Origin of the sequence: Alteromonas sp. LOR (assembly GCF_000753865.1) — a bacterium.
Taxonomy (GTDB): Bacteria; Pseudomonadota; Gammaproteobacteria; order Enterobacterales; family Alteromonadaceae; genus Alteromonas.
In genome coordinates, this window is sequence record NZ_JQFW01000027.1 from 81172 (window position 1) to 106812 (window position 25641).

At 44.1% G+C, this 25641-nt stretch carries 23 protein-coding genes and 7 tRNA genes; 9 read left to right on the plus strand and 21 right to left on the minus strand.

Annotated features, from left to right (window positions below; genetic code table 11):
- Positions 1-26 precede the first annotated feature (26 nt).
- From corC to miaB, 4 genes are all read right to left on the minus strand, one after another.
- A complete protein-coding gene (corC, locus tag JV36_RS0110260; RefSeq protein ID WP_032097058.1) occupies positions 27-884 on the minus strand; it encodes a CNNM family magnesium/cobalt transport protein CorC in 858 nt (285 codons plus the stop codon).
- Between the two features lie 151 nt (positions 885-1035).
- Positions 1036-1506 (minus strand): rRNA maturation RNase YbeY, encoded by a 471-nt coding sequence (gene ybeY / locus JV36_RS0110265; RefSeq protein ID WP_032097025.1) that lies wholly within the window; start codon positions 1504-1506, stop codon positions 1036-1038.
- Positions 1503-2579 carry a PhoH family protein gene (locus tag JV36_RS0110270; RefSeq protein ID WP_032097026.1) on the minus strand — a complete coding sequence of 359 codons (1077 nt, stop codon included), beginning with the start codon at positions 2577-2579 and terminating at the stop codon, positions 1503-1505. The genes ybeY and JV36_RS0110270 overlap by 4 nt, the downstream gene beginning before the upstream one ends.
- Positions 2580-2652: 73 nt before the next feature.
- Positions 2653-4086, minus strand: coding sequence for a tRNA (N6-isopentenyl adenosine(37)-C2)-methylthiotransferase MiaB (gene miaB / locus JV36_RS0110275; RefSeq protein ID WP_032097027.1), 1434 nt, complete (start codon positions 4084-4086; stop codon positions 2653-2655).
- A 296-nt stretch (positions 4087-4382) separates the two neighbouring features.
- Between miaB and JV36_RS0110280 the strand changes: the two genes are divergently transcribed.
- Positions 4383-5666, plus strand: a complete 1284-nt coding sequence (locus tag JV36_RS0110280) for an FAD-dependent monooxygenase (RefSeq protein WP_032097028.1) — start codon at positions 4383-4385, stop codon at positions 5664-5666.
- A complete protein-coding gene (locus JV36_RS19775) occupies positions 5666-5842 on the plus strand; it encodes a hypothetical protein (protein WP_200883149.1) in 177 nt (58 codons plus the stop codon). The genes JV36_RS0110280 and JV36_RS19775 overlap by 1 nt, the downstream gene beginning before the upstream one ends.
- Before the next feature lie 31 nt (positions 5843-5873).
- Here JV36_RS19775 and JV36_RS0110285 read toward each other — a convergent pair whose 3' ends face one another.
- Positions 5874-6458: a TetR/AcrR family transcriptional regulator gene (locus tag JV36_RS0110285; protein WP_032097029.1), complete on the minus strand. Its 585-nt coding sequence runs from the start codon at positions 6456-6458 to the stop codon at positions 5874-5876.
- Between the two features lie 441 nt (positions 6459-6899).
- Between JV36_RS0110285 and JV36_RS0110290 the strand changes: the two genes are divergently transcribed.
- Positions 6900-7451 carry a carboxymuconolactone decarboxylase family protein gene (locus JV36_RS0110290; RefSeq protein WP_032097030.1) on the plus strand — a complete coding sequence of 184 codons (552 nt, stop codon included), beginning with the start codon at positions 6900-6902 and terminating at the stop codon, positions 7449-7451.
- Positions 7452-7535: 84 nt separating this feature from the next.
- Here JV36_RS0110290 and JV36_RS0110295 read toward each other — a convergent pair whose 3' ends face one another.
- Complete coding sequence (locus JV36_RS0110295) at positions 7536-7718, minus strand: hypothetical protein (protein ID WP_032097031.1); 183 nt, start codon at positions 7716-7718, stop codon at positions 7536-7538.
- Positions 7719-8364: 646 nt separating this feature from the next.
- On the opposite strand from JV36_RS0110295, the gene JV36_RS0110300 reads away from it, so the two are divergent.
- Positions 8365-10965, plus strand: a complete 2601-nt coding sequence (locus tag JV36_RS0110300; RefSeq protein ID WP_032097032.1) for a TonB-dependent receptor plug domain-containing protein — start codon at positions 8365-8367, stop codon at positions 10963-10965.
- A 232-nt stretch (positions 10966-11197) separates the two neighbouring features.
- Here JV36_RS0110300 and JV36_RS0110305 read toward each other — a convergent pair whose 3' ends face one another.
- A complete protein-coding gene (locus JV36_RS0110305; RefSeq protein WP_032097033.1) occupies positions 11198-11755 on the minus strand; it encodes an acyl-CoA thioesterase in 558 nt (185 codons plus the stop codon).
- A gap of 195 nt (positions 11756-11950) precedes the next feature.
- Between JV36_RS0110305 and JV36_RS0110310 the strand changes: the two genes are divergently transcribed.
- Both JV36_RS0110310 and JV36_RS0110315 read left to right on the plus strand, forming a co-directional pair.
- Positions 11951-12574, plus strand: coding sequence for a flavin reductase family protein (locus tag JV36_RS0110310; RefSeq protein WP_081926597.1), 624 nt, complete (start codon positions 11951-11953; stop codon positions 12572-12574).
- A gap of 88 nt (positions 12575-12662) precedes the next feature.
- A complete protein-coding gene (locus JV36_RS0110315) occupies positions 12663-13319 on the plus strand; it encodes a cupin domain-containing protein (RefSeq protein WP_032097035.1) in 657 nt (218 codons plus the stop codon).
- A 159-nt stretch (positions 13320-13478) separates the two neighbouring features.
- On the opposite strand, the gene JV36_RS0110320 is transcribed toward JV36_RS0110315, so the two are convergent.
- The 14 genes from JV36_RS0110320 to JV36_RS0110385 all read right to left on the minus strand — a co-directional run bounded on the left by JV36_RS0110320 (position 13479) and on the right by JV36_RS0110385 (position 21845).
- Positions 13479-14885 carry an alanine/glycine:cation symporter family protein gene (locus JV36_RS0110320; RefSeq protein WP_032097036.1) on the minus strand — a complete coding sequence of 469 codons (1407 nt, stop codon included), beginning with the start codon at positions 14883-14885 and terminating at the stop codon, positions 13479-13481.
- 257 nt (positions 14886-15142) lie between these two features.
- Positions 15143-15218: transfer RNA gene (locus tag JV36_RS0110325), tRNA-Gln, on the minus strand.
- Between the two features lie 16 nt (positions 15219-15234).
- Positions 15235-15311 (minus strand) — tRNA-Met (locus JV36_RS0110330).
- 52 nt (positions 15312-15363) lie between these two features.
- Positions 15364-15439 (minus strand) — tRNA-Gln (locus tag JV36_RS0110335).
- Between the two features lie 2 nt (positions 15440-15441).
- Positions 15442-15526 (minus strand) — tRNA-Leu (locus JV36_RS0110340).
- Between the two features lie 23 nt (positions 15527-15549).
- Positions 15550-15625: transfer RNA gene (locus JV36_RS0110345), tRNA-Gln, on the minus strand.
- 4 nt (positions 15626-15629) lie between these two features.
- Positions 15630-15714 (minus strand) — tRNA-Leu (locus JV36_RS0110350).
- 34 nt (positions 15715-15748) lie between these two features.
- Positions 15749-15825, minus strand: a tRNA-Met gene (locus JV36_RS0110355).
- A 229-nt stretch (positions 15826-16054) separates the two neighbouring features.
- On the minus strand, positions 16055-16891 hold the full coding sequence (locus JV36_RS0110360) for a peptidylprolyl isomerase (protein WP_235207821.1): 837 nt from the start codon (positions 16889-16891) through the stop codon (positions 16055-16057).
- Between the two features lie 346 nt (positions 16892-17237).
- Entirely contained in the window at positions 17238-18329 is a 1092-nt protein-coding gene (ychF, locus tag JV36_RS0110365; protein WP_032097037.1) for a redox-regulated ATPase YchF, read from the minus strand.
- Positions 18330-18370: 41 nt separating this feature from the next.
- Positions 18371-18952 (minus strand): aminoacyl-tRNA hydrolase, encoded by a 582-nt coding sequence (gene pth, locus JV36_RS0110370; RefSeq protein ID WP_032097038.1) that lies wholly within the window; start codon positions 18950-18952, stop codon positions 18371-18373.
- A 5-nt stretch (positions 18953-18957) separates the two neighbouring features.
- Positions 18958-19590 (minus strand): 50S ribosomal protein L25/general stress protein Ctc, encoded by a 633-nt coding sequence (locus JV36_RS0110375; protein ID WP_032097039.1) that lies wholly within the window; start codon positions 19588-19590, stop codon positions 18958-18960.
- 392 nt (positions 19591-19982) lie between these two features.
- Entirely contained in the window at positions 19983-20984 is a 1002-nt protein-coding gene (gene ahr / locus JV36_RS0110380; RefSeq protein ID WP_032097040.1) for an NADPH-dependent aldehyde reductase Ahr, read from the minus strand.
- A gap of 381 nt (positions 20985-21365) precedes the next feature.
- Positions 21366-21845, minus strand: a complete 480-nt coding sequence (locus tag JV36_RS0110385) for a hypothetical protein (protein WP_052010280.1) — start codon at positions 21843-21845, stop codon at positions 21366-21368.
- Positions 21846-22086: 241 nt separating this feature from the next.
- Here JV36_RS0110385 and JV36_RS0110390 point away from each other — a divergent pair, with 241 nt between their 5' ends.
- The 3 genes from JV36_RS0110390 to JV36_RS0110400 all read left to right on the plus strand — a co-directional run bounded on the left by JV36_RS0110390 (position 22087) and on the right by JV36_RS0110400 (position 25513).
- Entirely contained in the window at positions 22087-23133 is a 1047-nt protein-coding gene (locus tag JV36_RS0110390; protein ID WP_032097041.1) for an NAD(P)-dependent alcohol dehydrogenase, read from the plus strand.
- Positions 23134-23387: 254 nt separating this feature from the next.
- Positions 23388-24542 carry a Na/Pi symporter gene (locus JV36_RS0110395; protein WP_032097042.1) on the plus strand — a complete coding sequence of 385 codons (1155 nt, stop codon included), beginning with the start codon at positions 23388-23390 and terminating at the stop codon, positions 24540-24542.
- A gap of 278 nt (positions 24543-24820) precedes the next feature.
- Entirely contained in the window at positions 24821-25513 is a 693-nt protein-coding gene (locus JV36_RS0110400; RefSeq protein WP_160173369.1) for an alpha/beta fold hydrolase, read from the plus strand.
- Positions 25514-25641: the final 128 nt, after the last annotated feature.

The following is a 25641-nucleotide window of genomic DNA, read 5'->3' on the forward strand; positions in this document are numbered from 1 at the left end:
ACGTAGACAACGCCTATGCTCCCTATTTATTCGAGAGAGGGAACCGAAACTTTCAGTTGAATCAAGCGACGCTTATCAGAGTTAGTCACTTTAAAATGAATATCGTTTATGGTTACTTCTTCGCTGGTTTCAGGCATATGGCCAAATGCTTTTAGCACAATGCCGCCAATTGTATCAGCTTCCTCTTCACTGAAATTGGTTTCAAAGAATTCGTTAAAATCGTCTACAGGGGTTAATGCTTTAACTGAGTAGGTCGATTTATTAAGCGGGCGGATATCATCCGTACCGTCTTCTTCAATATCAAATTCATCTTCAATTTCACCTACGATAATTTCTAAGATATCTTCGATAGTGACAAGACCCGATACGCCGCCGTATTCATCAACCACAATAGCCATGTGATAGCGCTGCTGCCTAAATTCTTTTAGCAGTACGTCTACACGCTTACTTTCAGGAACAATGACCGCAGGGCGCAGGATATCGCGAAGGTTGAAGTTCTTTTCGGTGTTAAAAGCGAAAGAGAGAAGATCTTTAGCGAGTAAAATCCCTTCAATGTGGTCTTTATCTTCGCTGATAACGGGAAAACGTGAGTGAGCGGACTCGAGCATAATAGGAAGAAACTCTTCCACTTTTTGCTCAACATCGATAGTGGACATTTGGGCGCGAGGGATCATGATATCTCTTACGCGCATTTCGTTAACCCCAATTACCCCTTCAATCATTTCACGGGTTTGTGGGTCAATTATTTCATTTTGCTCCGCATCGGTAATTACTGCTACCAATTCTTGTCTATTTTTCGGCTCGCCAGAAATCGAATTTTTTAGTTTATCTAACCAACTCTTGCCTGATGAGCCGTTGGTAGAGTGGGGGTTGTCGTCGCTCATAATATCCATTTTATAGTTTGTTCAACGCCAACGTTAAAATGCTTCTCGTTAGTCGTCAATGCTTTATTGTTTTAAATTTGAAATCGCTTTTAATCTACAAGCTTACAAAAACTGTTTGTAAAGCCTAGGGCAGTTTCTATCAAAGCGTTGATTAAATTTCGTAAGGGTTTGCAATACCCAAGGCGGAAAGAATTTCTATTTCTTTACTTTCCATCACTTCAGCATCTTCGTCTGTAATATGGTCATAGCCGAGTAAATGCAATATGCCGTGAACGGTCATATGGGCATAGTGATGCTCAACCGCCTTATTCTGCTCACTGGCTTCTCTGCTAATAACTGGCGCACAAATGATTAAATCACCAAGTAAGTTAATCTCGATACCAGGTGGAGCTTCAAAAGGAAAAGAAAGTACGTTTGTAGGCTTGTCTTTTTGACGGTAATCACTGTTTAGCTGTTGGCTTTCCGCTTCGTCAGTAAAGCGAATCGTCACTTCTTGTTCGCGTAAGTCTTCTGCAGATAAAACCGCGTTAGCCCATCGTGCTAGGCTGTCGGCAGAGGGAATAGCATTCGCTATTTCCTCTTTGCCTTCATACACATTTTGATAATCGATAATAGCGGTCACGAGTTGCTGCTTGTATCAGAGCTGCCTACCGATGATGAGCTTTGTTCCTGCTGCTGTCGCAATGCCTCTTCTTTCTTTTGCTTGCGAATGCGCTCTTGCTCGGCATCATGTTCTTCATAAGCACGAACAATGCGAGCAACTACCGGGTGGCGAACTACGTCATCGGCACTAAAGAAGTTAAACGAAATATCGTCAACGTCACTGAGCACTTCAATGGCATGGCGAAGGCCAGACTTTGCGCCTCGTGGTAAATCTACCTGAGTAATATCGCCGGTAATGACCGCTTTCGAATTAAAGCCAATACGGGTTAAGAACATTTTCATTTGTTCTACCGTGGTGTTTTGACTTTCATCTAGAATGATAAAGGCATCGTTTAGCGTTCGTCCACGCATATAGGCTAAGGGGGCAACTTCAATTACTGCGCGCTCCATCAGCTTTTCGACTTTTTCAAAGCCCAGCATTTCAAATAGCGCATCGTAGAGTGGGCGCAGGTAGGGGTCTACCTTTTGTGACAGGTCGCCAGGTAAAAAACCAAGCTTTTCACCTGCTTCAACTGCAGGGCGAGTTAGAAGAATACGTCGAACCTCTTGTCGCTCTAAGGCATCTACCGCAGCTGCCACGGCAAGGTAGGTTTTACCCGTACCGGCAGGGCCTATACCAAAGGTAATATCGTGATTGACGATATTGGCAACGTATTGCGCTTGGTTAGGGTTACGGGGCTTTATTACGCCGCGTTTTGTTTTGATGTTAATTTCTTTGCCGTAGCCGCCTGTTGCGTCTTTTTCTATAACGCGAGCTTCCTGAATTGCAAGATGCACCTGCTCAGCTTCAAGGTCGGGAATACGGCCTTTTATCGGCTGCGTTTCAACGTACAGAAGTTTCAGTAATTCGGTAGCACTGTTTATTTGCTGTGGCTCTCCTAGCACCTTAAACGCGTTATTTCGGTATGTTATTTCAACACCCAACCTACGCTCTATTTGCTTGATGTTGTCATCAAACGGTCCACATAAACTCGACAAACGCTTACTATCTGCCGGTTCTAACTCAAATTCATTACTTACCAATGTACTCAAACTTCTGTTTTCCTCGCTTTACGCTTTTGTCTTCAATATTGTTAATTAGCGCCACACTGTTGTGGCGACTGTTTTAGGTTGGGTTAAATTGACCCACACCCAATTCGTTAGGTGATTCTGCTTGATGTTTTGCCAAAATCGCTTGAGGCGATACTGCTACGCGCAGGCCCATTTCGCTTTCTCTGCGAATAACTTCACCGCGCAGTGAATTGGTAAATACATCTACCACGTTCACATCTACAAACTCGCCAATCATATCTGGCGTGCCTTCGAAATTAACCACCCGATTATTTTCAGTACGGCCAGAAAGCTCCATTGGGTTTTTCTTAGATGGGCCTTCTACCAAAATGCGTTGCTCAGTACCCACCATATGGCGAGCAATGCGCAAGGCCTGTTGGGTAATACGCTGCTGTAAAAGGTGTAAACGCTGCTTTTTGGTTTCTTCGCTAACGTCATCTACTGCATCCGCCGCTGGTGTACCTGGGCGAGCACTGTAAATAAAACTAAAGCTTAAATCGTAATCTACGGCTTGGATCAAATCCATGGTTGCTTCAAAGTCAGCATCCGTTTCGCCAGGAAAGCCAATAATGAAGTCGCTCGACAAGCTTATGTTCGGGCGAATTTTTTTAAGCTTACGCATTTTAGATTTGTATTCTAACGCGGTATGACCACGCTTCATCAAATTCAAAATACGGTCTGAGCCGCTTTGAACTGGAAGGTGTAAATGGTCAACCAGCTCTGGAATACCTGCATAGGCATCGATAATATCGTCAGTAAACTCTACTGGATGTGAGGTGGTATACCGAATTCGGTCGATGCCATCGATAGCAGCAACCAACTCTAGTAATTCAGAGAAACGGCAAACCGTGCCATCGTAGTGATCGCCTCGGAAGGCGTTTACGTTTTGCCCTAACAAGTTAACTTCACGAACACCTTGACCAGCAAGTTGTGCAATTTCAAGCAGCACATCATCAACCGGACGACTGACTTCTTCACCGCGGGTGTACGGCACAACACAGAATGTGCAGTACTTTGAGCAGCCTTCCATGATGGAAACGAACGCAGTGGGGCCTTCAGCACGGGGCTCTGGTAGGCGGTCGAATTTTTCGATTTCAGGAAAGCTGATATCCATAACCGATTTAGCGCCACCTTGCAGCTCGTTGATCATTTCAGGCAGACGGTGCAAGGTTTGTGGACCAAAAACAAGGTCGACAAATGGGGCACGTTGACGAATTGTGTCGCCTTCTTGCGATGCAACACAGCCGCCTACACCAATAATAAGCTCAGGCTTATCTTGCTTTAAGTTTTTCCAACGACCAAGCTGATGGAATACTTTTTCCTGCGCTTTCTCGCGGATTGAGCATGTGTTAAGCAAAATGATATCGGCTTCTTCAGCGGTGTCTGCCGCGGTGTAGCCGTGCGTAGAGTCTAGTAAGTCTGCCATTTTATCCGAGTCGTACTCGTTCATCTGGCAGCCCCAGGTTTTGATATACAGCTTTTTAGTCATAACAACTATTCGTTAACCTGTTAAGTTCTGGTAAGTGGTTGGTGGAATGTAAAAAACGTCGCAAGCAATAGCGTATATTGTTGCTCCACACAACGCAGTTACGTTGAAGATGTTCAAAATAGCCGCATATTTTACCTGTTATGCAGCTATATTCCCAGCGTAATACGATGATTACTGATTAATTAATTTCGGTAATAAAAATAGCACTGGCCTTATAACTTACGCTTAATTTGTGTTGGCCGCGGGTATTTTATATTCTTCATTATATTCAACGTTATAGTTACCACGGAGTACGAATGTACGATTTTTGCATTAATGGCGGCGGTATGGTGGGCGCAGCATTAGCCCTTGGGCTAGCGCAGCAAAATTACCGCGTGGTAGTGATAGAGCCAAACCAGCCTAACGCATTTGAAGTAGAGCAAGGCCCAGATTTACGGGTGTCGGCTATTAGTGAAGCATCTGTTACCCTGCTAAAAGCACTAGGGGCGTGGACAAACATTGAAAAAATGCGTCTTAAACCCTACGTGGGTTTGAGCGTGTGGGATAATCCCAAACACCGAACTGACTTTACTGCAAAGAGTATCGACGTACCTCAGTTAGGCTACTTTGTCGAAAACCGTTTGTTGCAGTTAGCCTGTCACCAAGCGCTAACGCAGCATGAAAACGTGACAGTTATCTTTAACCACAAAATAGACAACATTGCGCTGTCATCAGAAAGCTCAAGCGAGACAAGCACACACGAGCAAAGCGTGTGTATTACACTCTTTTCAGTCAAAGAATCTTCAGTCACAGGATCTCCAAATACCAAGCCTTCAAACACTGAGTCTGCAAACACACAGCCTTCAAACACGCAGATTCAGGCTAAATGGCTTATTGGGGCAGATGGTGCAAAATCCCAAGTTCGTCAGTTTGCCGGTATTGGCACGTCAGGTTGGCAATATGGCCAACAAGCGATGGGCATTACCATTAAAATGGCAAAAGAAACCCAGGCTATTACCTGGCAGCAGTTTACACCAACAGGACCAAAAGCCTTTTTGCCTATGTTTGACGAGTACGCATCGCTTGTGTGGTACAACTCCCCTGAGGAATTACAACGCCTGAAAGGTCTTAACAGCACGCAGTTAAAAAACGAAGTTATTGACGCTTTTCCAGATGAACTTACTCAAAACGAGAATGACTTCTCTATTATCGACAAGGCAGCGTTTCCGCTCACTCGCATGCATGCCAGTGAATATGTGAGAGAGCGTATGATATTAATCGGCGATGCTGCCCATACCATCAATCCACTTGCAGGGCAGGGTGTGAATATTGGCTTTAGAGACGTTCAAGCGTTATTAGAGGTCACTGCCAAGCGCCATGATGTAACGTCTCAGGTCTTTTTTAAGGCGCTGAAAAATGATTACGAGAAGCCACGCAAACGGGACAACTTGTTAATGATGACAGCAATGGATGGGTTCTACACCTTGTTTAGTAACGACATAGCCCCCATAAAATGGATAAGAAACCAGCTTCTTTCGGTGGCCGAATATGCGGGCCCAATTAAAAAAGAAGTGCTTAAATATGCTATAGGGATGCGTTAATGGAAGTTCTTATTTTACTGGCGGTATTGTTTGCGGCGTTAGTTATTGTTGTTCCACTTTTAGAGCGCTCGAAAATGCGCATAAGTAACGATGACGCAGCAAAGTGGGCGAAGTGGATTTGGCCACTAATGGGGTTACTTTTAGTGGCTCAATTAATTAGGTTAGCGTTTTCATAATGATTCAATATGAAGTTCATTGCGTAATGATTCAGTCTGAGGGCCATTGCGCTGTAAGGTCGTAAAGCACCTTATCAATCATTTTTTCAATTGCACTGTCGTCAGTTTGCAATATTGCGAAGGCGCGTAATCCCACGAATTGATTTTGCAGCCAATCGGCTGCAAACGCCACTGGCGTGGTATCTTGCAACTCTTTCGTCTCTATCGCTTTTTCGATGATGTTAGCGAAGCAGTTATTTAGTAACACCATTCCTTCAAGTACTGCTTTTTTGCCCACATCGCCAATCAGTTCCAACTCGGTAATCGATTTTACCAATAAACATTGGCGCATGTATCTCAACTCATCAGGGTTAATCAAGGCTGTTTTAAAAAATTCCCGGAGGGACAGCAGTGGGGTATCGCTATCGGCCACGCTCTGCAGTTTGTCTTTGCTGTGAGCTACGTACTGCTCTACCACAAGCTTAAATAAGCCTTCTTTGTTTTGAAACCGTGCATATATGCTTCCCGGACGCATGTCCAATGCTTGCTGAATATCGCGCATACCAGAACCTTGGAACCCTTTTTTCCAAAACAATATAGTCGCCTTTTCGACAGCATCTTCTTGTGCGTACTTCATAACATCATACTCAATACAAATTTGAACGTGTGTTCAATTATCTCTCGAACAATGGCTAAGGTAAACCCATTATTGAAAAATGCGGGTTAAAATCGACATCTATCAAAATTTAAGTTTCGTATTTAAAACTCCTATTTATGTCAATTTGAACGAGTGTTCAAATTTTACTTGAACGATCGTTCAAGTGTGTGTAGTCTACACACATCGCTTGCTAGTCATATTTTAGATAATCCTAGTAAGCTTGTTTTTAAATTTAAGTAAATTCGGTATTAAACCAGCTAGGTAAATATGCCTTTCAGGGTTTGATGCCACTGGAACGATAGTGCGATTTTTAATAGCGTGCATCAATTACACGTTCCGCTTTTTAATCGATAGTGAAAAGCAGAGCGTTGCCGTTGTCGTCTATCTGTTTCAATTCGTTCACAGCATTAGGAGAACAAAATGACAGATTTTACTCTACATACAAAAGAGTCAGCGCCAGAAGCGTCTAAATCACTTTTAGATAATTCAGAAAAAGCATTTGGCATGGTACCGAACCTACATGCAGTAATGGCTGAAGCGCCCACGCTACTTGAAGGGTACCAAGTGCTGCACAAGCTCGCACAAGACACCTCGTTTAATGCAGAAGAGTTAACCGTCGTATGGCAAACGGTAAACGTTGAACACGCATGTCATTATTGTGTGCCAGCTCATACCGGCATCGCAAAAAGCATGCAAGTGCGCGATGATTTAATTGAAGAGCTTCGCAACGATGATACGCTGTCTGATAGCAAGCTAAATACGCTTAAAGAAACTGTGCTTGCGCTAACTCGAGGCCGAGGAAATGCAGAGAAGTCGCAGCTCGATGCATTTTACAAAGCAGGCTACGAGCACAAACAGCTGCTTGAAATTGTGTTGATATTAGCGCAAAAAGTAATGAGTAACTACACCAATCACCTTGCAGATACGCCAGTTGACGAACCGTTCAAAAAGTTTGAGTGGTCACCTAAGTAATAGCTAGGCTGTAATACAAAAACGGAAGCTTATGCTTCCGTTTTTTATGTCTGAATCACCAAAGGCATTAAGAAAAAATGTTAGTTAGGACACAACCAATAGCTGAGGATTAATCTCTTCAACGGTTTGGGAAGTCACCTCATCTTGATAGCCCTTTTTTTCTAAAAGCGCTTTAAGTTCGTCGCGTGTTTCGCATTGTTCATGTTTAGCAAGGGCAATGGCCTCTATAAAACACGAAAGATGTACTGAAGATTGTGTTTCGGTCATGTGAGATTCTCTTTAACTTCTAGATTCTTTGTTTTCTGAGCTCGTTAGCTTCTAAGCTCTTAAACACCTGAGTATGTGGTCACTGTGTCTTTCTCATAAGACAACAGCGTGACAGTTCTATTACTTTTCTGTTACCGCAAAACGTTGTACGAGAAATAACTCTATATCTGACATTGCCTCAAGTAGATTAGATTTTTTATATGATTATTGTCTTTGTATGAACAAGGACTGAAAGTGGTTCACAAAGACTAAACCGTTGAAATTACATCCTCATTTTTATCATATGTTATTACTACTTTAGTATTGAATGTCTCGCCACCTCTGTGTTTTACTTTGCGGTGTCAGCGGCGTGGCTATATCCAGAACGTCGTTTATAAAAATTCTTCTAATAAAAATCTGACATTAAAAGCTGTTGTCCTAGGCTTTATAAAAAGCTCAGTATCAATACTAATAATAACAGCGCTTTTTCTGACAAATTCAATTTGTCTTCGTTTAGGGAAAGTGAACACCCTCAAATTCGTTCGTCTCGATAATGTCACCGCATAGTAGTTGCGCAGGTAACCCTGCCTACTATTTCAACGATGACATTGAAGGTTTGTATACCTGTACATAATATCAACACACACTCAAACTCAGGAATATCACAATGCAACAGGCAAAACATAGCGCTATGGTTTTCAAGCTATCGATCATTGCAAGTGCGATGGCAGGGCTTGCCATTTCTTCTCCATTGCATGCACAGCAACAAGCCCCAGTGCAACTCGATTCAGAACAGGCGAGTTCAGATCAAGCCAGTTTCGAACAAGAAGTAGAGCAAATACAGATTGTGGGGTCACGCCGAGTAGGGCGCACTATTAACGACTCGCCAGTGCCTATTGATATTATTGATGCATCATCGATCGAGGCCACCGGGTTAACCGAAACCAACATGATCTTGAACTCGCTGCTGCCGAGTTTTAACTTTCCTCAGCCTTCTATTACAGATGGCACCGACCATGTGCGTCCAGCGCAACTTCGCGGCCTAGCACCCGATCACACATTGGTATTAGTTAATGGTAAACGCCGTCATACCTCTGCGCTGTTAAACTTAAACGGCTCGGTAGGTCGCGGCTCTTCTGCTGTCGATTTGAACGCCATTCCAGCAAACGCAATTAAACGTATTGAAGTATTACGCGACGGTGCAGCGGCGCAATATGGTTCAGACGCCATAGCGGGTGTTATTAACATTGTGCTAAAAGATGCGAGTGAAGGCGGTGACATCTCGGCAACCTATGGTGCAAACGTTACCACAATGGACGGCGTGCCAAACCTAGACAGTGTCACTACTAATGCCCAAGGCGACTTAGTATTTAATACAGGCTCTGATAGAGAGTTAACCGACGGTCAAACTTTCACCCTGCGCGGTAACGTTGGTTTTGAATGGGGCGAAGATGGATTTGTTAACGTATCGGCGGAATATCGCGATCGCGGGCAGGCAAATCGAGCCGATTTCGACCAAAGAGAAAACTATGCTCGAGATGCCAACGGAAATATCGATGAAAGAGAGTTAACCGTTAATCGCTACAACCACGTGTATGGCAATGGCGAAGTTGAAGACTATGCCTTATTTGTAAACGCTGGTAAGGGTCTTACCGATGACATTGAGTTTTATGCTACTGCTGGGCTAAGTAGCCGTGATTCCTTAGGCGGCGGCTTTTATCGTCGCGCTCAAGACAGCCGAAACATTGTAGATATTTATCCCAATGGCTTTTTACCGTCTATCCAAACGGATATCTCTGACATGTCACTTATCACCGGCATCAAAGGGTATAGTGATGTATGGAATTACGACCTGTCTCTAACTCACGGCAGCAACGAATTGGAATACAGCGTAGTAAATAGCCTAAACACTTCGTTGGGCGCCACTAGTCAGACAGACTTCAACGCAGGCACACTGGAATACAATACCACTATATTCAATGCCGACGCGTCTCGCCTTGTAGATACTGGCGTATTTTACAGTGAAATGAATTTTGCCATGGGCGCCGAGTATCGCCACGAGAGCTATGACATTACCGCGGGGGAAGAAAACTCCTACATTCAAGGCACATTTGGGCCAGGTGGTGCAGTGACCGACCCAGTTGATGGGCCTTTCGGCGCTGCGGGCTCTCAGGTCTTCCCTGGTTTCACCCCTGCCTCTGCGGGAGACAACAGTCGAAATAACTACAGCATTTACGTAGATGTAGAAGCTGATGTGACAGAAAACTGGAATGTTGCTGTTGCCGGTCGTTTTGAAGATTACTCTGATTTTGGCAGCACGTTTAATTGGAAGGTATCGCAGAGATACACGCTAAGCGAAGCCTTTGCACTTCGCGCATCGGTATCAACCGGTTTTCGAGCGCCCTCATTGCAGCAACAGTATTTTACCTCTGTGGCTACCACATTTGTTGACGGAGAGCCTACTGAAACAGGTACATTCGCCCCTTCTAGTGATGTGGCACAAGCCCTTGGTAGCCCAGGCCTCGACGCCGAAGAGTCAAACAACTACAGTGCTGGTTTTACCTATTCACCCATTGCCGACTTTAATTTAACGGTAGATTTCTACCGCATTGATATTGATGATCGCATTGTGTTGTCGAACAACCTCTCAGGCCAAGCTATTGAAAGCCTGCTTGAAGGTACTGGTGCAACCCGCGCACGGTTCTTCTTAAACGCCATTAATTCCAGAACAGAGGGTGTAGACATTGTTTCTACCTACACGCTGAATACCTCAGATTTTGGTGCATTTAATTTTAACGCTGGCGTTAACTTTAACGACAACGAAGTCACAGATATTTTGGACGCACCAGCAGTGCTTCAGGGGGCAGGCTTTGATCAAGGTAATTTATTCTCAGATGTAGAGTTACGCCGATTCGAGACAAGCGCTCCAGATAGCAAAGTTAACCTTGGCGTTACCTGGTCTTACGATATCTATTCAACCACGCTGCGAACAACTCGCTACGGTGAGGTTGAAGACCCGTCATCGGTTGAAGCACGAAATGAGATAATACCGTCTGAGTGGATTACCGATCTTGATGTACGCGTTGCGATTACCGACCAACTGGCTGTGTCGGTAGGTGCAAACAACATCTTTGATGTCTACCCAGAAGCAACGCGAGACCTTGTGGATGAAGTAACAACGTTCTCGAACATATTCCCGTACTCAAGCTTTTCGCCATACGGTTTCACTGGGCGCTATGTTTACGGTAAAGTGTCGTATAGCTTCTAATATTGGGCTAACACCACCTGATACTTTGATTTAAAAAAGCCTCGCTGTGCTGCTCTAAAGTGCAGCGAGGTTTCTTTATATTCTTGTTTGTTAACGCTATACGTTTAACGCTCACTAATGCTCTACATTAGCCACATTCTTATCACACGTTTTTAAAGCTTAGCTCTCTTGAAACCAACTTCTTTAAGCCAGCTCCTTTAAGCAAGCTCCTCTAAGAACACCCCTTTTAACATCAACTGTTCTTATCAAACGTGATGTTGCCTCGGTGCTTGTCTACTAGCGCAAAATCTTCTTCAGGAATAAATGCGTCATAATCACGCTGAAGTTTTATCTGTGCTTCTTTACGTATTTTGCTGCGTCTAATTGCAGTAACGAAATTGCGCATTTCTTTATGGTTGGAAAGTTCTAATTCTGGCACTTGCACGGGTGAGCCGTTATCGTCTTTTGCCACCATAGTGAAAAAGCTATTATTGGTGTGTTTAACGTTGTTCGTTTTAATATTTTCAGTGGTTACTTTAATGCCTACTACAAGGGATGTATTGCCAACAAAATGCACCGTGGCATCTAGATGCAGTAAATCACCTACTTCAACGGGTTGTAAAAATTCTACGCCATCTACGGTAACGGTAACGCAATACGCTCCGGCGTGTTTACTCGCGCATGCATAAGCCACCTTATCCATCAGCGATAAAATAATACCGCCATGCACTTTGCCGCCAAAATTGGCGTAGGAGGGCACCATAAGTTCGGTTAAACGAGTTCGAGAAAATGCAACATTGCGAGGATTCATGTACTACCTTATTGTCAGTGAATAAAACAAACGACCAAAACGATCGGATAAGTAAAACGCGCGTATTATCACTGGTAGCAAATGTATTTATAACGCTAGCGAAGTTTGGTCGATTTACTGGTCACGATTTTTCTGTTTAGGGTAAGCCCCTGTGTTTACAATAAATAAACTAACAATATTTGTGAAGGAATGGTTTTGTCTTCAACACATTTTTATCAGCCGAAAGACGGGCATGGCTTAGCTCACGACCCGTTTAATGCCATTATTGCACCTCGTCCTATTGGTTGGATTTCTACGCAATCTACTCAAGGCGTTCTTAATTTAGCGCCATATAGCTTTTTTAACGCATTGAATTACACGCCTCCTATTATTGGCTTTTCCAGTGTGGGCGATAAAGATTCACTAAATAATGCCAGAGAGACGGGAGAGTTTTGTTGGAACTTGGTATCTAAGCATCTTGTCGATGCCATGAACGAAACGAGTAGGCCTCTGTCTCCTGAGGAAAGCGAGTTTTCAGCATCAGGGTTAGGCACCGCCAGCAGTCAGGTTATTGCGGTTCCACGAGTGAAAGAAAGCCTAGTGTCGATGGAGTGTAAAGTAACTGATATTACGCAATTAAAATCGGCAAAAGGCGAGTTGGTGAACAGCTGGTTTATTATGGGAGAAGTGGTTGGTGTACACATCGACACCTCACTGATTGAAGATGGCGTTTACAAAACGTTGAAGGGTGAACCAGTGATGCGCGGCGGCGGTGCAGGCGATTATTTTTCTATTAGTGAAAGTAACTACTTTGAATTGCGCCGACCAGACGCAAAATAAATGTGTAACGTAGCAGTGCCAATTTTAAGTGCTTAATATAAGAGCTAATTAAAGGCTGCAAATTAAAATGTTAGCTAGGGTAAGTAGCATGTTAAATATGAATTTTGATGAGCGGATGGTGATTGATACAACGCCAATGCCATGGCAAGCATCGCCATCGAGTACAGTATGGCGTAAACCGCTAGAGCGAGAAGCGAAGGAGTCGGGGCATACTACCAGTGTGGTTAAGTATGAAGCTGGCGCGAGCTTTAGTGAACACGGTCACCCCTTCGGTGAAGAGATTTTTGTCTTAGAAGGCGTGTTTTCTGATGAGAATGGCGATTATCCTGCGGGTACGTATTTACGTAATCCACCAGGCAGTAAGCATAGCCCGTTTAGTAAAGAAGGGTGTGTAATACTGGTAAAATTAAACCAGTTCGACCAGCGCGATCTTCAAGAAGTTAGGGTAGATACACTTAATACGCCATGGCTACAGGGGCAGGGCGGTCTGCAGGTAATGCCTTTGCACAACTTCGAACATGAGCATGTTGCACTGGTTAAATGGCCTGCCAAAGAGGTGTTTAAACCCCATAGGCACTTTGGTGGTGAAGAGATATTTGTGTTATCAGGCACATTTAAGGATGAAGCGGGCGAATACCCGAAAGGTACCTGGATGCGAAACCCGCACATGAGTCAGCATCATCCGTTTGTTGATGAAGAAACCGTGATTTGGGTAAAGACGGGGCATTTGCCTGTAGCGTTGTAGTTAAGTAGCTGTGGCACACAAATAAGAAAGGCCTATGTTGTTACAACATAGGCCTTTCTTTGTTTTTATCATATTGGATAAACAAAACGGTCTATTTCTAAGTACTGTTTATTTCCTAGTACTGTCTATTTCCAAGTACTGTCTATTGCCAAGTAAGACCTATTTCCAAATACCGTCTTCAGATTTACCTTGAATTTCGCAGTCGCCGGCTTTGTATTTCACCGTCTCTCCGCTGTCTTTCTTTTTAAAGTAATCTTTACTGATAGAAACAATGGTAGGCGTCATCCAAACAATGGCAATAATGTTGATGACTGTCATAAGCCCTAACGCCATATCGGCCATGGCCCATACCTGAGGTAGTGCTGCTTGTGCACCCCAATAAATCATGCCTAAATAACCAATGGTGTAAGCTGCGCGTCCTGCGCGGTTATCTAGTTTGAACATATGCAGGTTACTCTCGCCATAGGCATAGTTGGCTACTACCGAGGTGAAAGCAAACAAGCTTATTGCCGCAGCAACAAAGTCAGTGCCACCTTCGCCTAAGTGGCTGCTCATTGCATCTTGTGTTAGCCGTATGCCTTCCATCTGTTCTGAGCTAGAGCCGCCAGCAAGTAAAATGATAAACGCTGTAGAGGTACATAAAATCATCGTGTCTAAAAATACACCCAGCATTTGTATATAGCCCTGAGACACGGGGTGATTAGGGTTTGGCGCCGCACTTGCCGCTGCGTGAGGTACCGAGCCACTGCCGGCCTCGTTTGAGTATAACCCTCGCTGTATTCCGTTTTTAATTGCAGCTCCTAGCGCACCAGCTCCTGCTTCTTGAAGACCAAAGGCCGACTTAATAATGTCTAGCAGCATGGCGGGCAATTCGGTGATGTTGATAAAAGTAATGGTAAGGGCAACAAGCACATAACCAATTCCCATAAACGGCACAACGAACTCGGCAAATCGCGCTATTCCGCGTAAACCGCCCACAACAATGAGCGCGGCAAGTAAAATAATGGCTATGCCTACATATTCGCTTTTGAACGCATAAGCGTTGTTTAGCGCATCGGTAATGGTGTTCGCCTGTACCGCACTAAATACAAATCCGTAGCCAAAAAACAAGCACAATGAGAAGGCAACGGCTAGCCAGGTTTTATTTAAGCCTTGTTTAATGTAGTAAGCAGGGCCACCACGAAACTCGCCGTTTTCGTCTTTTACTTTGTATAGCTGCCCGAGTACGCTCTCAGCAAAGCCGGTGGCCATGCCTAGCAGCGCTATCATCCACATCCAGAATATGGCACCAGACCCACCAAGAGAAATAGCCACGGCAACGCCTGCTAGGTTACCTGTGCCTACGCGGGCCGATAAACTGGTACAGAGCGCCTGAAAGGAACTGATCCCTTCTTCGTTCGACGTTTTACTGTTTTTAAGTAGCGCAAACATGTGGCCAAAATGCCGTAACTGCACGCCGCCTAGTTTTACGGTAAACCAGATACCGCACACTAAAAGCATAACGATAAGAACTTGGCCGTCGCCCCACAAAATATTATTCACAAATGAAACGAATTCGTTTATCACGCACTTTCCTTCGTTATTATTTTATTTAGGTGTTTTAGAAAAGACATGGCTTTTAACTGCTCACAAAAGCTGGAGTAAATAAAGTGTCTAATTCAGAGAAGTCGGTAATACTAGCATGACCTAAACACAAATAAAGCCATAAAAGTGGCGGTTATTGTGATGAATTATGCATAACTTAAGAAAAAGTATGCAAGTAGAGTAGGGGGTATTTATTTCAGGCAATAAAAAACCGCTCAATAGAGCGGTTTTTCATAAGATGGCTGGGATAGCAGGACTCGAACCTGCGAATGACGGGATCAAAACCCGTTGCCTTACCAGCTTGGCTATATCCCAATAGACAGGTAAAAGATGGTGGCTAAGGCGAGATTCGAACTTGCGACCCCATCATTATGAGTGATGTGCTCTAACCAACTGAGCTACTTAGCCTTTCTTTTGCAAATCATTAAAAAGCCGCTCGTTTGAGCGGCTCTCTAGAATTTGGCTGGGGTAGCAGGACTCGAACCTACGAATGACGGGATCAAAACCCGTTGCCTTACCAACTTGGCTATACCCCAAATGGTGCGGAAGGAGAGACTTGAACTCTCACGCCGTGAAGCACTGGAACCTAAATCCAGCGTGTCTACCAATTCCACCACTCCCGCATAGACACTAGCTGTTACAAAGTTGGCTGGGGTAGCAGGACTCGAACCTACGAATGACGGGATCAAAACCCGTTGCCTTACCAACTTGGCTATACCCCAACTTTGGTGCGGAAGGAGAGACTTGAACTCTCACGCCGTGAAGCACTGGAACCTAAATCCAGCGTGTCTACCAATTCCACCACTCCCGCGCAGCTAGACATTCCTAAAAGAGATAGTGAGAAGTGGTGGCTACGGCGAGATTCGAACTTGCGACCCCATCATTATGAGTGATGTGCTCTAACCAACTGAGCTACGTAGCCTTTCATACTTCTCTTCCCTCTCAGGAAGTGGCGCGTATTATGCGTATATGACTCGCACCCGTCAACCCCTTTTTTGCTAACTTTTTTTAAATGGTTAATATGTGCGCTGAGCCGTTCGAATAACATGCAAAACGCAGTGAATTTGACCAACCTAACCGTCAAAAGTGGGCAATATCTTTTATATTGCCCCTCGATATTGCTCCTCGATATAGCTTCCAACGATCAAAGATTAAGGGTTAAGCGTTGCTTTTGTTTTGTAATAACAAATATCAACGGGCCGTGGTGCGTACACCTTGTCATGAAAAAATGGGTTATCTAACGTTTTCCCAGTGTTAATTCGCGATAGGTATTCTTCGTGCTTGGGCTGTTGAATATAATAATTAGGGTGATTATCGCTGTGAACGAGGGCTCGTCCTATTCTACTGTTATCGGTAACCTCTTGTATTACACCACCGTACTGGGCATCTCCCCTTGGTAGCTTCTGCAATGCAGGCATTCCGCTTACCACTCTTCCCACCACTGACATATTTCTGTCTAAATGACGAGGTGCTTGGCCAATCACAATATAAAATTCAGTGGAAGCTGTGTCTTTTTCACTGTTACGAGCAAACGCGACTGTGCCGGGGCAGTGCAGCCCCCACATCTCACCGCGCTTATCGTCTATGCCAACCGCAAAGCCATCTAAAAAACCGGTTTTCGGGGCAAACATGTCGCGCGTCTCAACAACGGAAGCAGCGTGCGATAAAGGTTGTGTAAATTCAGCAGGAATGTCGGCTAAAAGCGCTGGTGCTATTTTCTCTTTATCGTGGGTATCGTTACTGCCGGCCTGCGCCACAAAACCATCTACCACCCGATAAAAATACTGTTTATCGTAAAAGCCTGACTTAATAAGGGCTTTAAAGCGCTCTACGTGTTTTGGCGCGAGGCTAGGGTTTAGTGCAATGACAACATCGCCGTACTCTGTAGTAAACGTCACCGTATCTTCTGATGGCACTTTGTACCAATGGTTACTGCTGCCACTCATTAGCGTAACAGGGTTGTCTGCGCTGTATGCTTTGGCACTCAATGTTAGTGCTATGGCGAATAACGAGGCGAGTATAAATACAATTGAGCTAAAGGCTTTTGATTGAGTAGAATTTACGGAGCTATTTTTTATGGTGCTACTTTTTATGGGGACACTTTTTATGAGGCTGCTTAAAGAGTGTTGCCACGAATGAGCCAAAAAAGGTGTTGTATGCTGTTTTCTACGGGAACAGCTTGATGGGGTGCTAGAGTACATCGGTATACCTATTTGTGTTCAATATACTTGTTATATCAGTAGCACAAAGCGGCAACAATAAAAAAGCCAAATAAAAAAGCCACTCTTACGAGTGGCTTGTCATTAAGCTTTTACACGATGTTGATGAAAAGGCTTACACGTTAAATCTGAAGTGAATGACGTCGCCGTCTTTAACAATGTACTCTTTACCTTCTAAGCGCCACTTACCGGCGTCTTTCGCGCCTTGTTCACCGTTGAATTCAACGAAGTTGTCGTAACTTACGATTTCGGCGCGAATAAAGCCTTTCTCAAAGTCGGTATGAATTTTACCCGCAGCTTGTGGTGCAGTAGACCCTTCTGGGAATGTCCATGCGCGAACTTCTTTTACACCGGCAGTGAAATAGGTTTGCAGTGTAAGTAGCTCATACCCAGATCGGATAACGCGATTAAGACCAGGCTCTTCTAGCCCCATGTCTTGCATAAATTCTTCGCGCTCGTCGTCTTCAAGTTCAGCAATGTCTGATTCGATAGCAGCACAAACCGCAACAACCGTGGCGTTTTCGCCTTCTGCAATTTCACGCACTTTATCAAGGTACGGATTGTTCTCAAATCCATCTTCATTTACGTTAGCAATGTACATGGTTGGCTTAAGGGTAAGCATATTCATGTAGCTAATCGCAGCATGCTCTTCTTTAGTCAGTTCTAAAGAACGCAGTAATAAACCTTCATCCAAATGAGGCTTAATTTTTTCAAGCACTTTCAGTTCAAACTTTGCATCAGCATCGCCGCCTTTAGCGCGTTTAGCCACACGATGCAGGGCTTTTTCTGTTGTTTCTAAATCAGAAAGCGCAAGCTCTGTGTTGATAACGTCAATGTCGTCTTGCGGGCTTACACGACCAGCAACATGAACAATATTTTCATCGTCGAAACAGCGAACAACATGACCAATAGCGTCGGTTTCACGAATATTTGCTAGGAATTTGTTACCAAGGCCTTCACCTTTGGAAGCACCTTCAACTAACCCAGCGATATCAACGAATTCCATTGTTGTTGGAATAACACGCTGAGGATTTACAATTTTAGCCAACTTATCCAAGCGAAGGTCTGGCACAGGAACAACGCCAGTGTTTGGCTCGATAGTACAAAACGGGAAGTTTGCCGCTTCAATACCTGCTTTTGTTAATGCATTAAAAAGTGTTGATTTACCTACGTTGGGTAGTCCAACAATACCGCATTTAAAACCCATGGTATGGATCCTTGTCTGGAAAAGTTATATCTGGCTCGAACTCACGCTTTGTGAGCATGAAGTCGATTTTGCGCTTGTTTTAGGTCGTCTTTCAGTAAGATTTCGGTACAGCGTACCGCTTCATCAACGGCGCTTTCTATGGCCGTTTTTTCTTCTGCTGAAGGCTTACCAAGAACATGTCCCGTCACTCGGCTTTTATGTCCTGGGTGACCGATACCAATTCGCAAGCGAAGAAAATCTTTATTGTTACCCATTCTTGCCACAATATCGCGAACACCATTCTGACTAGAGCTACCGCCAACTTTATACTTGGCTACTCCCGGAGGAAGGTCTAACTCGTCAAACGCCACTAAAATTTGTTCTGGCTCAATTCGGTAAAAATTCGCAAGTGCTGCTACTGCTTGACCACTTTTATTCATAAAAGTTGTAGGGTAGAGCAACCTAATGTCTTTACCAGCAATAGTAATTCGAGCGGTTTTTCCAAAGAACTTGGATTCGGGTTTTAGCGGGGTATTGTAGGTGTCAGCAAGCTGGTTAAGAAACCATTCGCCGGCATTGTGTCGGGTATTTTCATATTCGGGGCCTGGATTACCCAGACCCACGATAAGGCGAATATCAGCCAAGAGGATTATTCCTCTGTAGCTTCTTCTTCACCGTCTTCATCTGTTTCAGCAGCTTTAGGAGCTGGCTTAACAGTCACAACAGCAAGGTCGTGTGCTTCGTCGTCTTTACCAAGCTCAACAGATTTAACACCTGCTGGTAAAGTAACGTCAGACAAATGAAGTGTTTGGTCCATTTCAACGTTAGCAATGTCTACTTCGATGAACTCTGGAAGATCTTTAGCCTGACACGTAACTTCGATTTCGTTTACGTGGTGCTCAGCAATACCGCCTGCTTTAATAGCAGCAGACTTGTCTTCGTTTGTGAAGTGAATTGGAACGTTAGTGTGAACGTCTTGACCAGCAATTACACGTTGGAAATCGATGTGTGTAATTTTTGGCTTGTACGGGTGACGTTGCATATCTTTTACTAGTACTTCAGTCGCTTTACCGTCTACGTTCAATGTAAGAACGTGAGAGTAGAATGCTTCAAAGTCAGCAGAGTTGTTCACTTTGTTGTGATCAAGAGTAATAGATACAGGTGCTTCTTCACCACCGTAGATGATACCAGGAAGCTTATCTTCGCGACGTAGGCGGCGGCTCGCACCTTTCCCTAGGTCTGTACGAACAGAAGCGTCTAGGTTAAAAATTGAATCAGACATTGTATGTCTCCAATAATAAGTTAATGATGTGGGTTTTTGCGACCAAAACCCACTGTTAACGCGCTGTTGGCCTGAGTAAATATCCTAAGAACATTACTCATAATTAGCCAATAGTTCACGACCCCGATTTTCAAGGGCGGCGAATTCTACCACCGCACACCTTAACTTACAATTGTAAGGGCAGTAAAAAAGCGCCTTGTAGGGCGCTTTTGTTTTCGCTGATATAAATGCCAATACTGTAAATGCCAATTATGTAAATGCAGCGCTCAGGCTATATAACCTATCCCAAGTGCTGCTATTGGACTATTTTTTGTATCGCGCTAATTCTTTATCGAGCTAGTACTCTATCAAGTTAGTACTCAATTAAGTTAGTACTCTACCGCGTCAATACTCTATCTTGTTAACACTACACGATAGTGCGCTTTGCCTTCACGCAAGCGTTCAACCGCTTCATTGATTTGGTCGAACTTGAAGGTTTCAGTTACCGGTTCAATACCGTGCTGCTCAGCAAAATCTAGCATAGTTTTGATGGTCGCTGGGCTGCCCACAGGAGAGCCGGAAACACTTTTTTGACCGCCGATAAGGTTGAATGCGCCAATATCAAGTGGTTCTAGGGTTGCGCCTACAAAATGTAAACGACCTTTTGGCGCAAGCGTTGATAAGTACAAGTTCCAATCAAGTTTTACATTGACGGTAGAAATAATGAGGTCGAAACGGCCTTCGGCTTTTTGTATCTCATCTTCATCGCGACTATTAATGGTGTCGTGAGCGCCTAATTCGTGGGCTTCTTTCTTCTTAGACTCACTTGAGGTGAATGCTACTACTTTGCAGCCCCAGGCATTTAAGAATTGCAATGCTAAGTGGCCTAAACCACCAATCCCTACAACGCCGACTTCAGAGGTAGGTTTAATATCAAATTGTACAAGGGGATTAAATACAGTGATACCACCGCAAAATAGCGGTCCGGCTTTCGTGCCGTCTAGTTTTTCAGGCAATGGCACAACTGCGCGGGCTTGTGCACGCACTTTTTCAGCGAACCCACCGTGTCGACCGCCAATAGTCATGGTCGCTTGCTGACACAAATTATGATCGCCTTCTTCGCAGGTACGACAGCTGTTGCAGTATCCTGCATGCCAACCAAGACCAACCCGTTGTCCAATCTGCAAAGAGGTGACGTGAGCACCTACTTTGCTAATGGTACCAACTACTTCATGACCTGGCACAAACGGGTATTCAGTAAATCCCCATTCATTGTCGAGCATGCTTAAATCGCTATGGCAAATGCCGCAACTCTCTACATCAATTTCAACGTCATGACTGGCTAATTCCCCAGGATCGTACTCAAATTTCTCCAGCTTTCCACCGGGTTCTTTTGCTGCATATGCGTTTATCATTGCGTTCATCCTTAATTACATTTGTTTAATAACTTTATTTAGGGCGTGTTTATCTTTGCTGTACATTTTTGCAGCGGTCTGTGAGCTATTTAGACAAGGCGAATGGTTGAAGGTCTAGCGGGCTAAATCGAAACCATTCAACGCAGGATAAATAGCTCACAGGCGCTGCCCGAAGGGGGCGTTATGGAAGCATTTTACTCTTTGTCACAGCCCTTTGACTTAGCCCACTAGGCCTGCAGGACTGTTCCGTGATTAAAATGCTTCCATTTAGCCCAAAAATCGTACAGCAAAGATCAACACGCCTCAGTAAGGATGTTTACGCTTAAATTGAAGTTACGATCAGCACGAATTCACTATTACGTGCTCACCCGGTCAGTATTATTACTGTGTTTCAACTCGGTTAATAACTTTGCTGGTGTCGAGCACTTTAACGTTGAGTACTTCTAACACGGTGCCAAATTGTGTAATGGTCATCATTTCGGGTTTTGTCACTCCCTCAATTTCAACAATTAGACCATTTTGATGATAATCCTCATCTAAACCGTGTAGCGTAAATCGGTCGCCGCTTTCAGTAATAAACGCAAAAAAGCCGCCTTCTAATTCTTTATAAATAATGCTGCCTTTCAACGTAACACTATCGTTAACACTCACTTCTTTAGCTTCAGCTTGTGTCACTGGCTCGGCTTTTAATTCAGTGGGGGCATTTTCCTGCGCCTTCATTTTGTCTGTTTTCGCATTCTCTTTTTCGTACATCGTCGACTCCACTGTTTTATCTTCTTCTGTACAAGCAGATATACTGAGCGCTGCGGCTAAGATAAGAAGTGTATAGGGGGCTTTCGCTTTATACGTTTTTATTTTCATGGGTACATCCTCTGTTTTTATTAAACATAAACCCTTCTGATAGAGATTGAAAGTGCTGCAATCAAAACACCTGAGAAGTACGGTGAGAAGTACGGTAAGAAGTACGGTAAAGGCAGCAATAACCACTTATTTGTGTTTTTCATAGCACTGCGGCTTCTTTTCACCTTACAGGTCATGACGATAAGGTATTAAGGGTATATGCTGTTTGTTCGACTTTATTCTAAACACTATCGAGGTCTACATGAAAACAATTGGCTACGCAGCGCATTCTTCAGATGCCCATATGGAACCGTATCATTTCGAACGCAGAGCATTGCGTGACAATGATGTGGCCATTGAGATCTTATACAGCGGAGTGTGCCACTCTGATCTGCACACGGTAAATGGTGATTGGGGGCCTCAACCTTACCCGTTAGTACCTGGGCACGAAATAGTGGGTAAAGTGATTGATATTGGTTCAGACGTGAGTGACTACAGTGTTGGCGATCACGTTGCCGTCGGTTGTATGGTTGATAGTTGTCAAACGTGTGACCAATGTGAGCACAGTGAAGAACAATACTGTCGTAACGGCATGACGCCTACCTATGGTGCGCCAGACAGAATTTCTGGTGAAACCACTCAAGGTGGCTACTCCAAACATATTGTGGTTCGCCAAGAATTTGTTTTGCGCGTACCGGATGCGTTAGATATTGCTAAAACTGCGCCTATTTTATGTGCTGGCATTACCACCTATTCACCGCTTAAAACCTGGAATGTAAAAGCAGGCAGCCGAGTAGGTGTTATCGGTATGGGTGGTCTAGGGCACATGGCGGTGAAATTGGCTGTAGCCATGGGCGCCAAAGTGACTGTTATCTCACGTTCAGATTCTAAAGAGAAAGATGCGAAATCAAGTGGCGCTGACGGTATTTTGGTATCAACAGACAAAAAGGCGATGAAAGAAGCTGCGTCAACGTTCGATTTAATCATTGATACCGTGCCAGTGAAGCATTCTTTAGATCAGTACACGCCGCTGCTTGATATTGACGGTACGTTGGTAATCGTGGGTCAAATAGGACCTATGGAAGAGTCTATGACTGCGCCTTTAGTACTGGGCCGACGCCGCGTTGCGGGTTCGCTTATTGGCGGAATAAAAGAAACTCAAGAAGTATTAGATTTTTGCGCTGAACACGGTATTCACCCTGAATGCAAAGTGATAAAAGCAGAGCAGGTAAATGAAGCCTTCGACCATTTAAGAGCTGGTGATGTAGCGCATCGCTTTGTTATTGATATGGCTAGCTTATCTGTATAGCTTTTTCGCTATAACGGTTTCATTATCTTTATATAAAAAACCTTTATATAAAAAACACTACGTAAAAACACCGGCCGCTAGCGCCGGTGTTTTTGTATCAATGCTGTTCCCCTCATTAGGCCGCCGACTTTTCTTCCTTTGAACACCTTTTCATATTGTGTATTGCGCTAGTCAGTGAGCAGGTGAGTAATCCGTCATTTTTGTGTCATACGAGCGTCATAGTATTAAGTATTACTTTTCTATCTGTATGAATTATGTCAACTAATGACCCTCAAGTTGTAGGTCGAAGCACCTTTTCAAAGCACGACAACTGGCAGCGCTGGCTACTGCTGGCTTTCTTAGTCTATGTCATGCTGCTTGCGGTAAGCATGATAGGCAGTGGTTTTAAATATGCTACGGGCGAGCACGCTAGAGAATTGTTTAGCTTTGCGTCCAACCCTATTATGGGTCTTATCATTGGCATGGTGTCTACCGCGCTTATTCAATCATCTAGTACGGTAACCTCGATTATTGTAGGTATGGTGGCCGGTGGCCTTCCCATTACAATAGCCATACCTATGATGATGGGGGCGAATATTGGTACTAGCATTACTAATACATTGGTGAGCTTAGGTCATGTCGCTCGCAAAGATGAATTTCAGCGTGCTTTTAATGCCGCTACTATTCACGATTTCTTTAACGTTATGTCTGTACTTATATTTCTCCCCCTGGAAATGGCTTTTGGTATTTTAGAATATCTTAGCGGTGAAATTGTATCGCTGTTTAATACCTCACAGTCGTTGTCACTTGAAGGAGTGAACCCTATAAAGGCGGCTACTCAACCAGTGACCGATGTGATAACCAATTTACTTCAGTTTTTACCTTCCATTTATCCAGGCGTGGCTAAAATTATCATTGGGATTGGCCTTATCATGCTGTCGATAACCTATATGGGTAAAATAATGAAGTCACTCATGGTAGGTAAAGCAAAAGAGCTTCTGCATAAAAGCATTGGGAAGGGGCCTATTTCAGGTATTACTTCCGGTGCAGTGATGACAGTGCTAGTGCAGTCATCATCTACCACTACCTCTCTTATGGTGCCTTTGGTAGGCAGTGGTATTTTAAAGGCGCGAGATATTTATCCATTTACCCTTGGCGCTAATATCGGCACGTGCATTACTGCGCTTATTGCCGCGTTGGGCGTTGTGGGGGTGAACAGTGGGTTTGCTCTTCAAATTGCGCTAGTTCACTTAATTTATAACGTGCTGGGCGTAACCGTTATTTACGGTATACCGTTATTGCGGGAAATTCCCCTTACTCTGTCATATCGACTATCGGTGGTGGCGGCGGAGCAAAAGCTCTATGGTGCTGCTTATATTGGTGGGCTGTTTTTCATTATTCCCTTAGGTGCCATATTCACTACCATGTGAGGTGCTAAGCATTGATACCTGAGCACAAGCCCCAAACTAAAGCCCCTAACTAAAGCAGACATGCGCCGCTTACAAAGAGCTAACAGGGAGAGCTACCAAGGAGAGCTAACTTGAAGCTAACTTGAAAGAGCACGCAGGGAGAGTTACATAGAGAGCTCACACAAAGAACTCATATAGAGACGGGGTCATCCAAGCCTACCTAACATATAGAAAAATCACAGGTTTCGTTATATGGTGATGTGAAATTCACGGTAAAACTGCTTTTTATGAATCACGATATGAATTTAGTTTTTGTACATGGCTCTGGCTGTAGTCATCACGTTTGGTCACATCAGGTTTCTTTTTTTCAAAATAGTGTTGCTGTAGACCTGCCTGGACACCCAGAGGGCGACGCACTTTTAAGTGTTACCGACATGTCGCAATGGTTGTTAACTACCTTAGAAAAGCAGAGTTTAGATAATGTGGTGCTGGTGGGGCATTCCTTAGGAAGCGCTGTGGTGTTACAAGCAGCGCTAGCACATTCAAGTAGAGTAAAGGCGTTGGTATTAATTGGTACTGGTGCAAGGTTAAAGGTGTTGCCTCAGTTTTTAAGTGCACTTACTGAAATAGTAGAGAAGAAGGGGCCACTGCCAGAGTTCTTATTTACTCCCAACCAAGGAATAGATGAGCCGCTAAGAACGCAAATAAATACAGCGATGAAAGAAAACGGTGCTGCTGTCATGCTTACAGACTTTCTGGCCTGTAACGATTTCGATGTGATGAATAAATTAAGCAGCATCACAATTCCCGTGCAATTGATTGTAGGGAGTGAGGATGTGATGACGCCCGTTAAATATTCGCGCTTTCTAAACGAGCAGCTGCCGAACGCAAGTATCAGTGTTGTTGATGGTGCTACGCATATGGTATTTGCGGAACAGCCAGATAGCGTTAATCAGTGCATACAGCGCTTTATCAACAGTATAAGCGACTAAAAAAGGGTGCGGCCCTTTTTCTTCTAGCAATAAAAAAGCGAGCTTACGCTTAATGCCAGTCAGTTAAGCTGACTGGCATTTTTCTTTTTAGTAGGGTACTTACTAGGTTTGGGTTTGACGCACCGAGG

What these genes read in the sequence shown, in the direction of transcription:
- JV36_RS0110295 (WP_032097031.1), bottom strand. Translation starts at nt 7,718, where the DNA reads ATGACCGAAACACAATCTTCAGTACATCTTTCGTGTTTTATAGAGGCC.
- ychF (WP_032097037.1), bottom strand. Translation starts at nt 18,329, where the DNA reads ATGGGTTTTAAATGCGGTATTGTTGGACTACCCAACGTAGGTAAATCA.
- JV36_RS0110285 (WP_032097029.1), bottom strand. Translation starts at nt 6,458, where the DNA reads ATGAAGTACGCACAAGAAGATGCTGTCGAAAAGGCGACTATATTGTTT.
- JV36_RS0110385 (WP_052010280.1), bottom strand. Translation starts at nt 21,845, where the DNA reads ATGAAAATAAAAACGTATAAAGCGAAAGCCCCCTATACACTTCTTATC.
- JV36_RS0110315 (WP_032097035.1), top strand. Translation starts at nt 12,663, where the DNA reads ATGTTAAATATGAATTTTGATGAGCGGATGGTGATTGATACAACGCCA.
- corC (WP_032097058.1), bottom strand. Translation starts at nt 884, where the DNA reads ATGAGCGACGACAACCCCCACTCTACCAACGGCTCATCAGGCAAGAGT.
- JV36_RS0110280 (WP_032097028.1), top strand. Translation starts at nt 4,383, where the DNA reads ATGTACGATTTTTGCATTAATGGCGGCGGTATGGTGGGCGCAGCATTA.
- ahr (WP_032097040.1), bottom strand. Translation starts at nt 20,984, where the DNA reads ATGATAAACGCATATGCAGCAAAAGAACCCGGTGGAAAGCTGGAGAAA.
- JV36_RS0110400 (WP_160173369.1), top strand. Translation starts at nt 24,821, where the DNA reads ATGAATTTAGTTTTTGTACATGGCTCTGGCTGTAGTCATCACGTTTGG.
- JV36_RS0110300 (WP_032097032.1), top strand. Translation starts at nt 8,365, where the DNA reads ATGCAACAGGCAAAACATAGCGCTATGGTTTTCAAGCTATCGATCATT.
- JV36_RS0110305 (WP_032097033.1), bottom strand. Translation starts at nt 11,755, where the DNA reads ATGAATCCTCGCAATGTTGCATTTTCTCGAACTCGTTTAACCGAACTT.
- JV36_RS0110390 (WP_032097041.1), top strand. Translation starts at nt 22,087, where the DNA reads ATGAAAACAATTGGCTACGCAGCGCATTCTTCAGATGCCCATATGGAA.
- JV36_RS0110395 (WP_032097042.1), top strand. Translation starts at nt 23,388, where the DNA reads ATGTCAACTAATGACCCTCAAGTTGTAGGTCGAAGCACCTTTTCAAAG.
- JV36_RS0110290 (WP_032097030.1), top strand. Translation starts at nt 6,900, where the DNA reads ATGACAGATTTTACTCTACATACAAAAGAGTCAGCGCCAGAAGCGTCT.
- miaB (WP_032097027.1), bottom strand. Translation starts at nt 4,086, where the DNA reads ATGACTAAAAAGCTGTATATCAAAACCTGGGGCTGCCAGATGAACGAG.
- JV36_RS19775 (WP_200883149.1), top strand. Translation starts at nt 5,666, where the DNA reads ATGGAAGTTCTTATTTTACTGGCGGTATTGTTTGCGGCGTTAGTTATT.
- JV36_RS0110375 (WP_032097039.1), bottom strand. Translation starts at nt 19,590, where the DNA reads ATGTCTGATTCAATTTTTAACCTAGACGCTTCTGTTCGTACAGACCTA.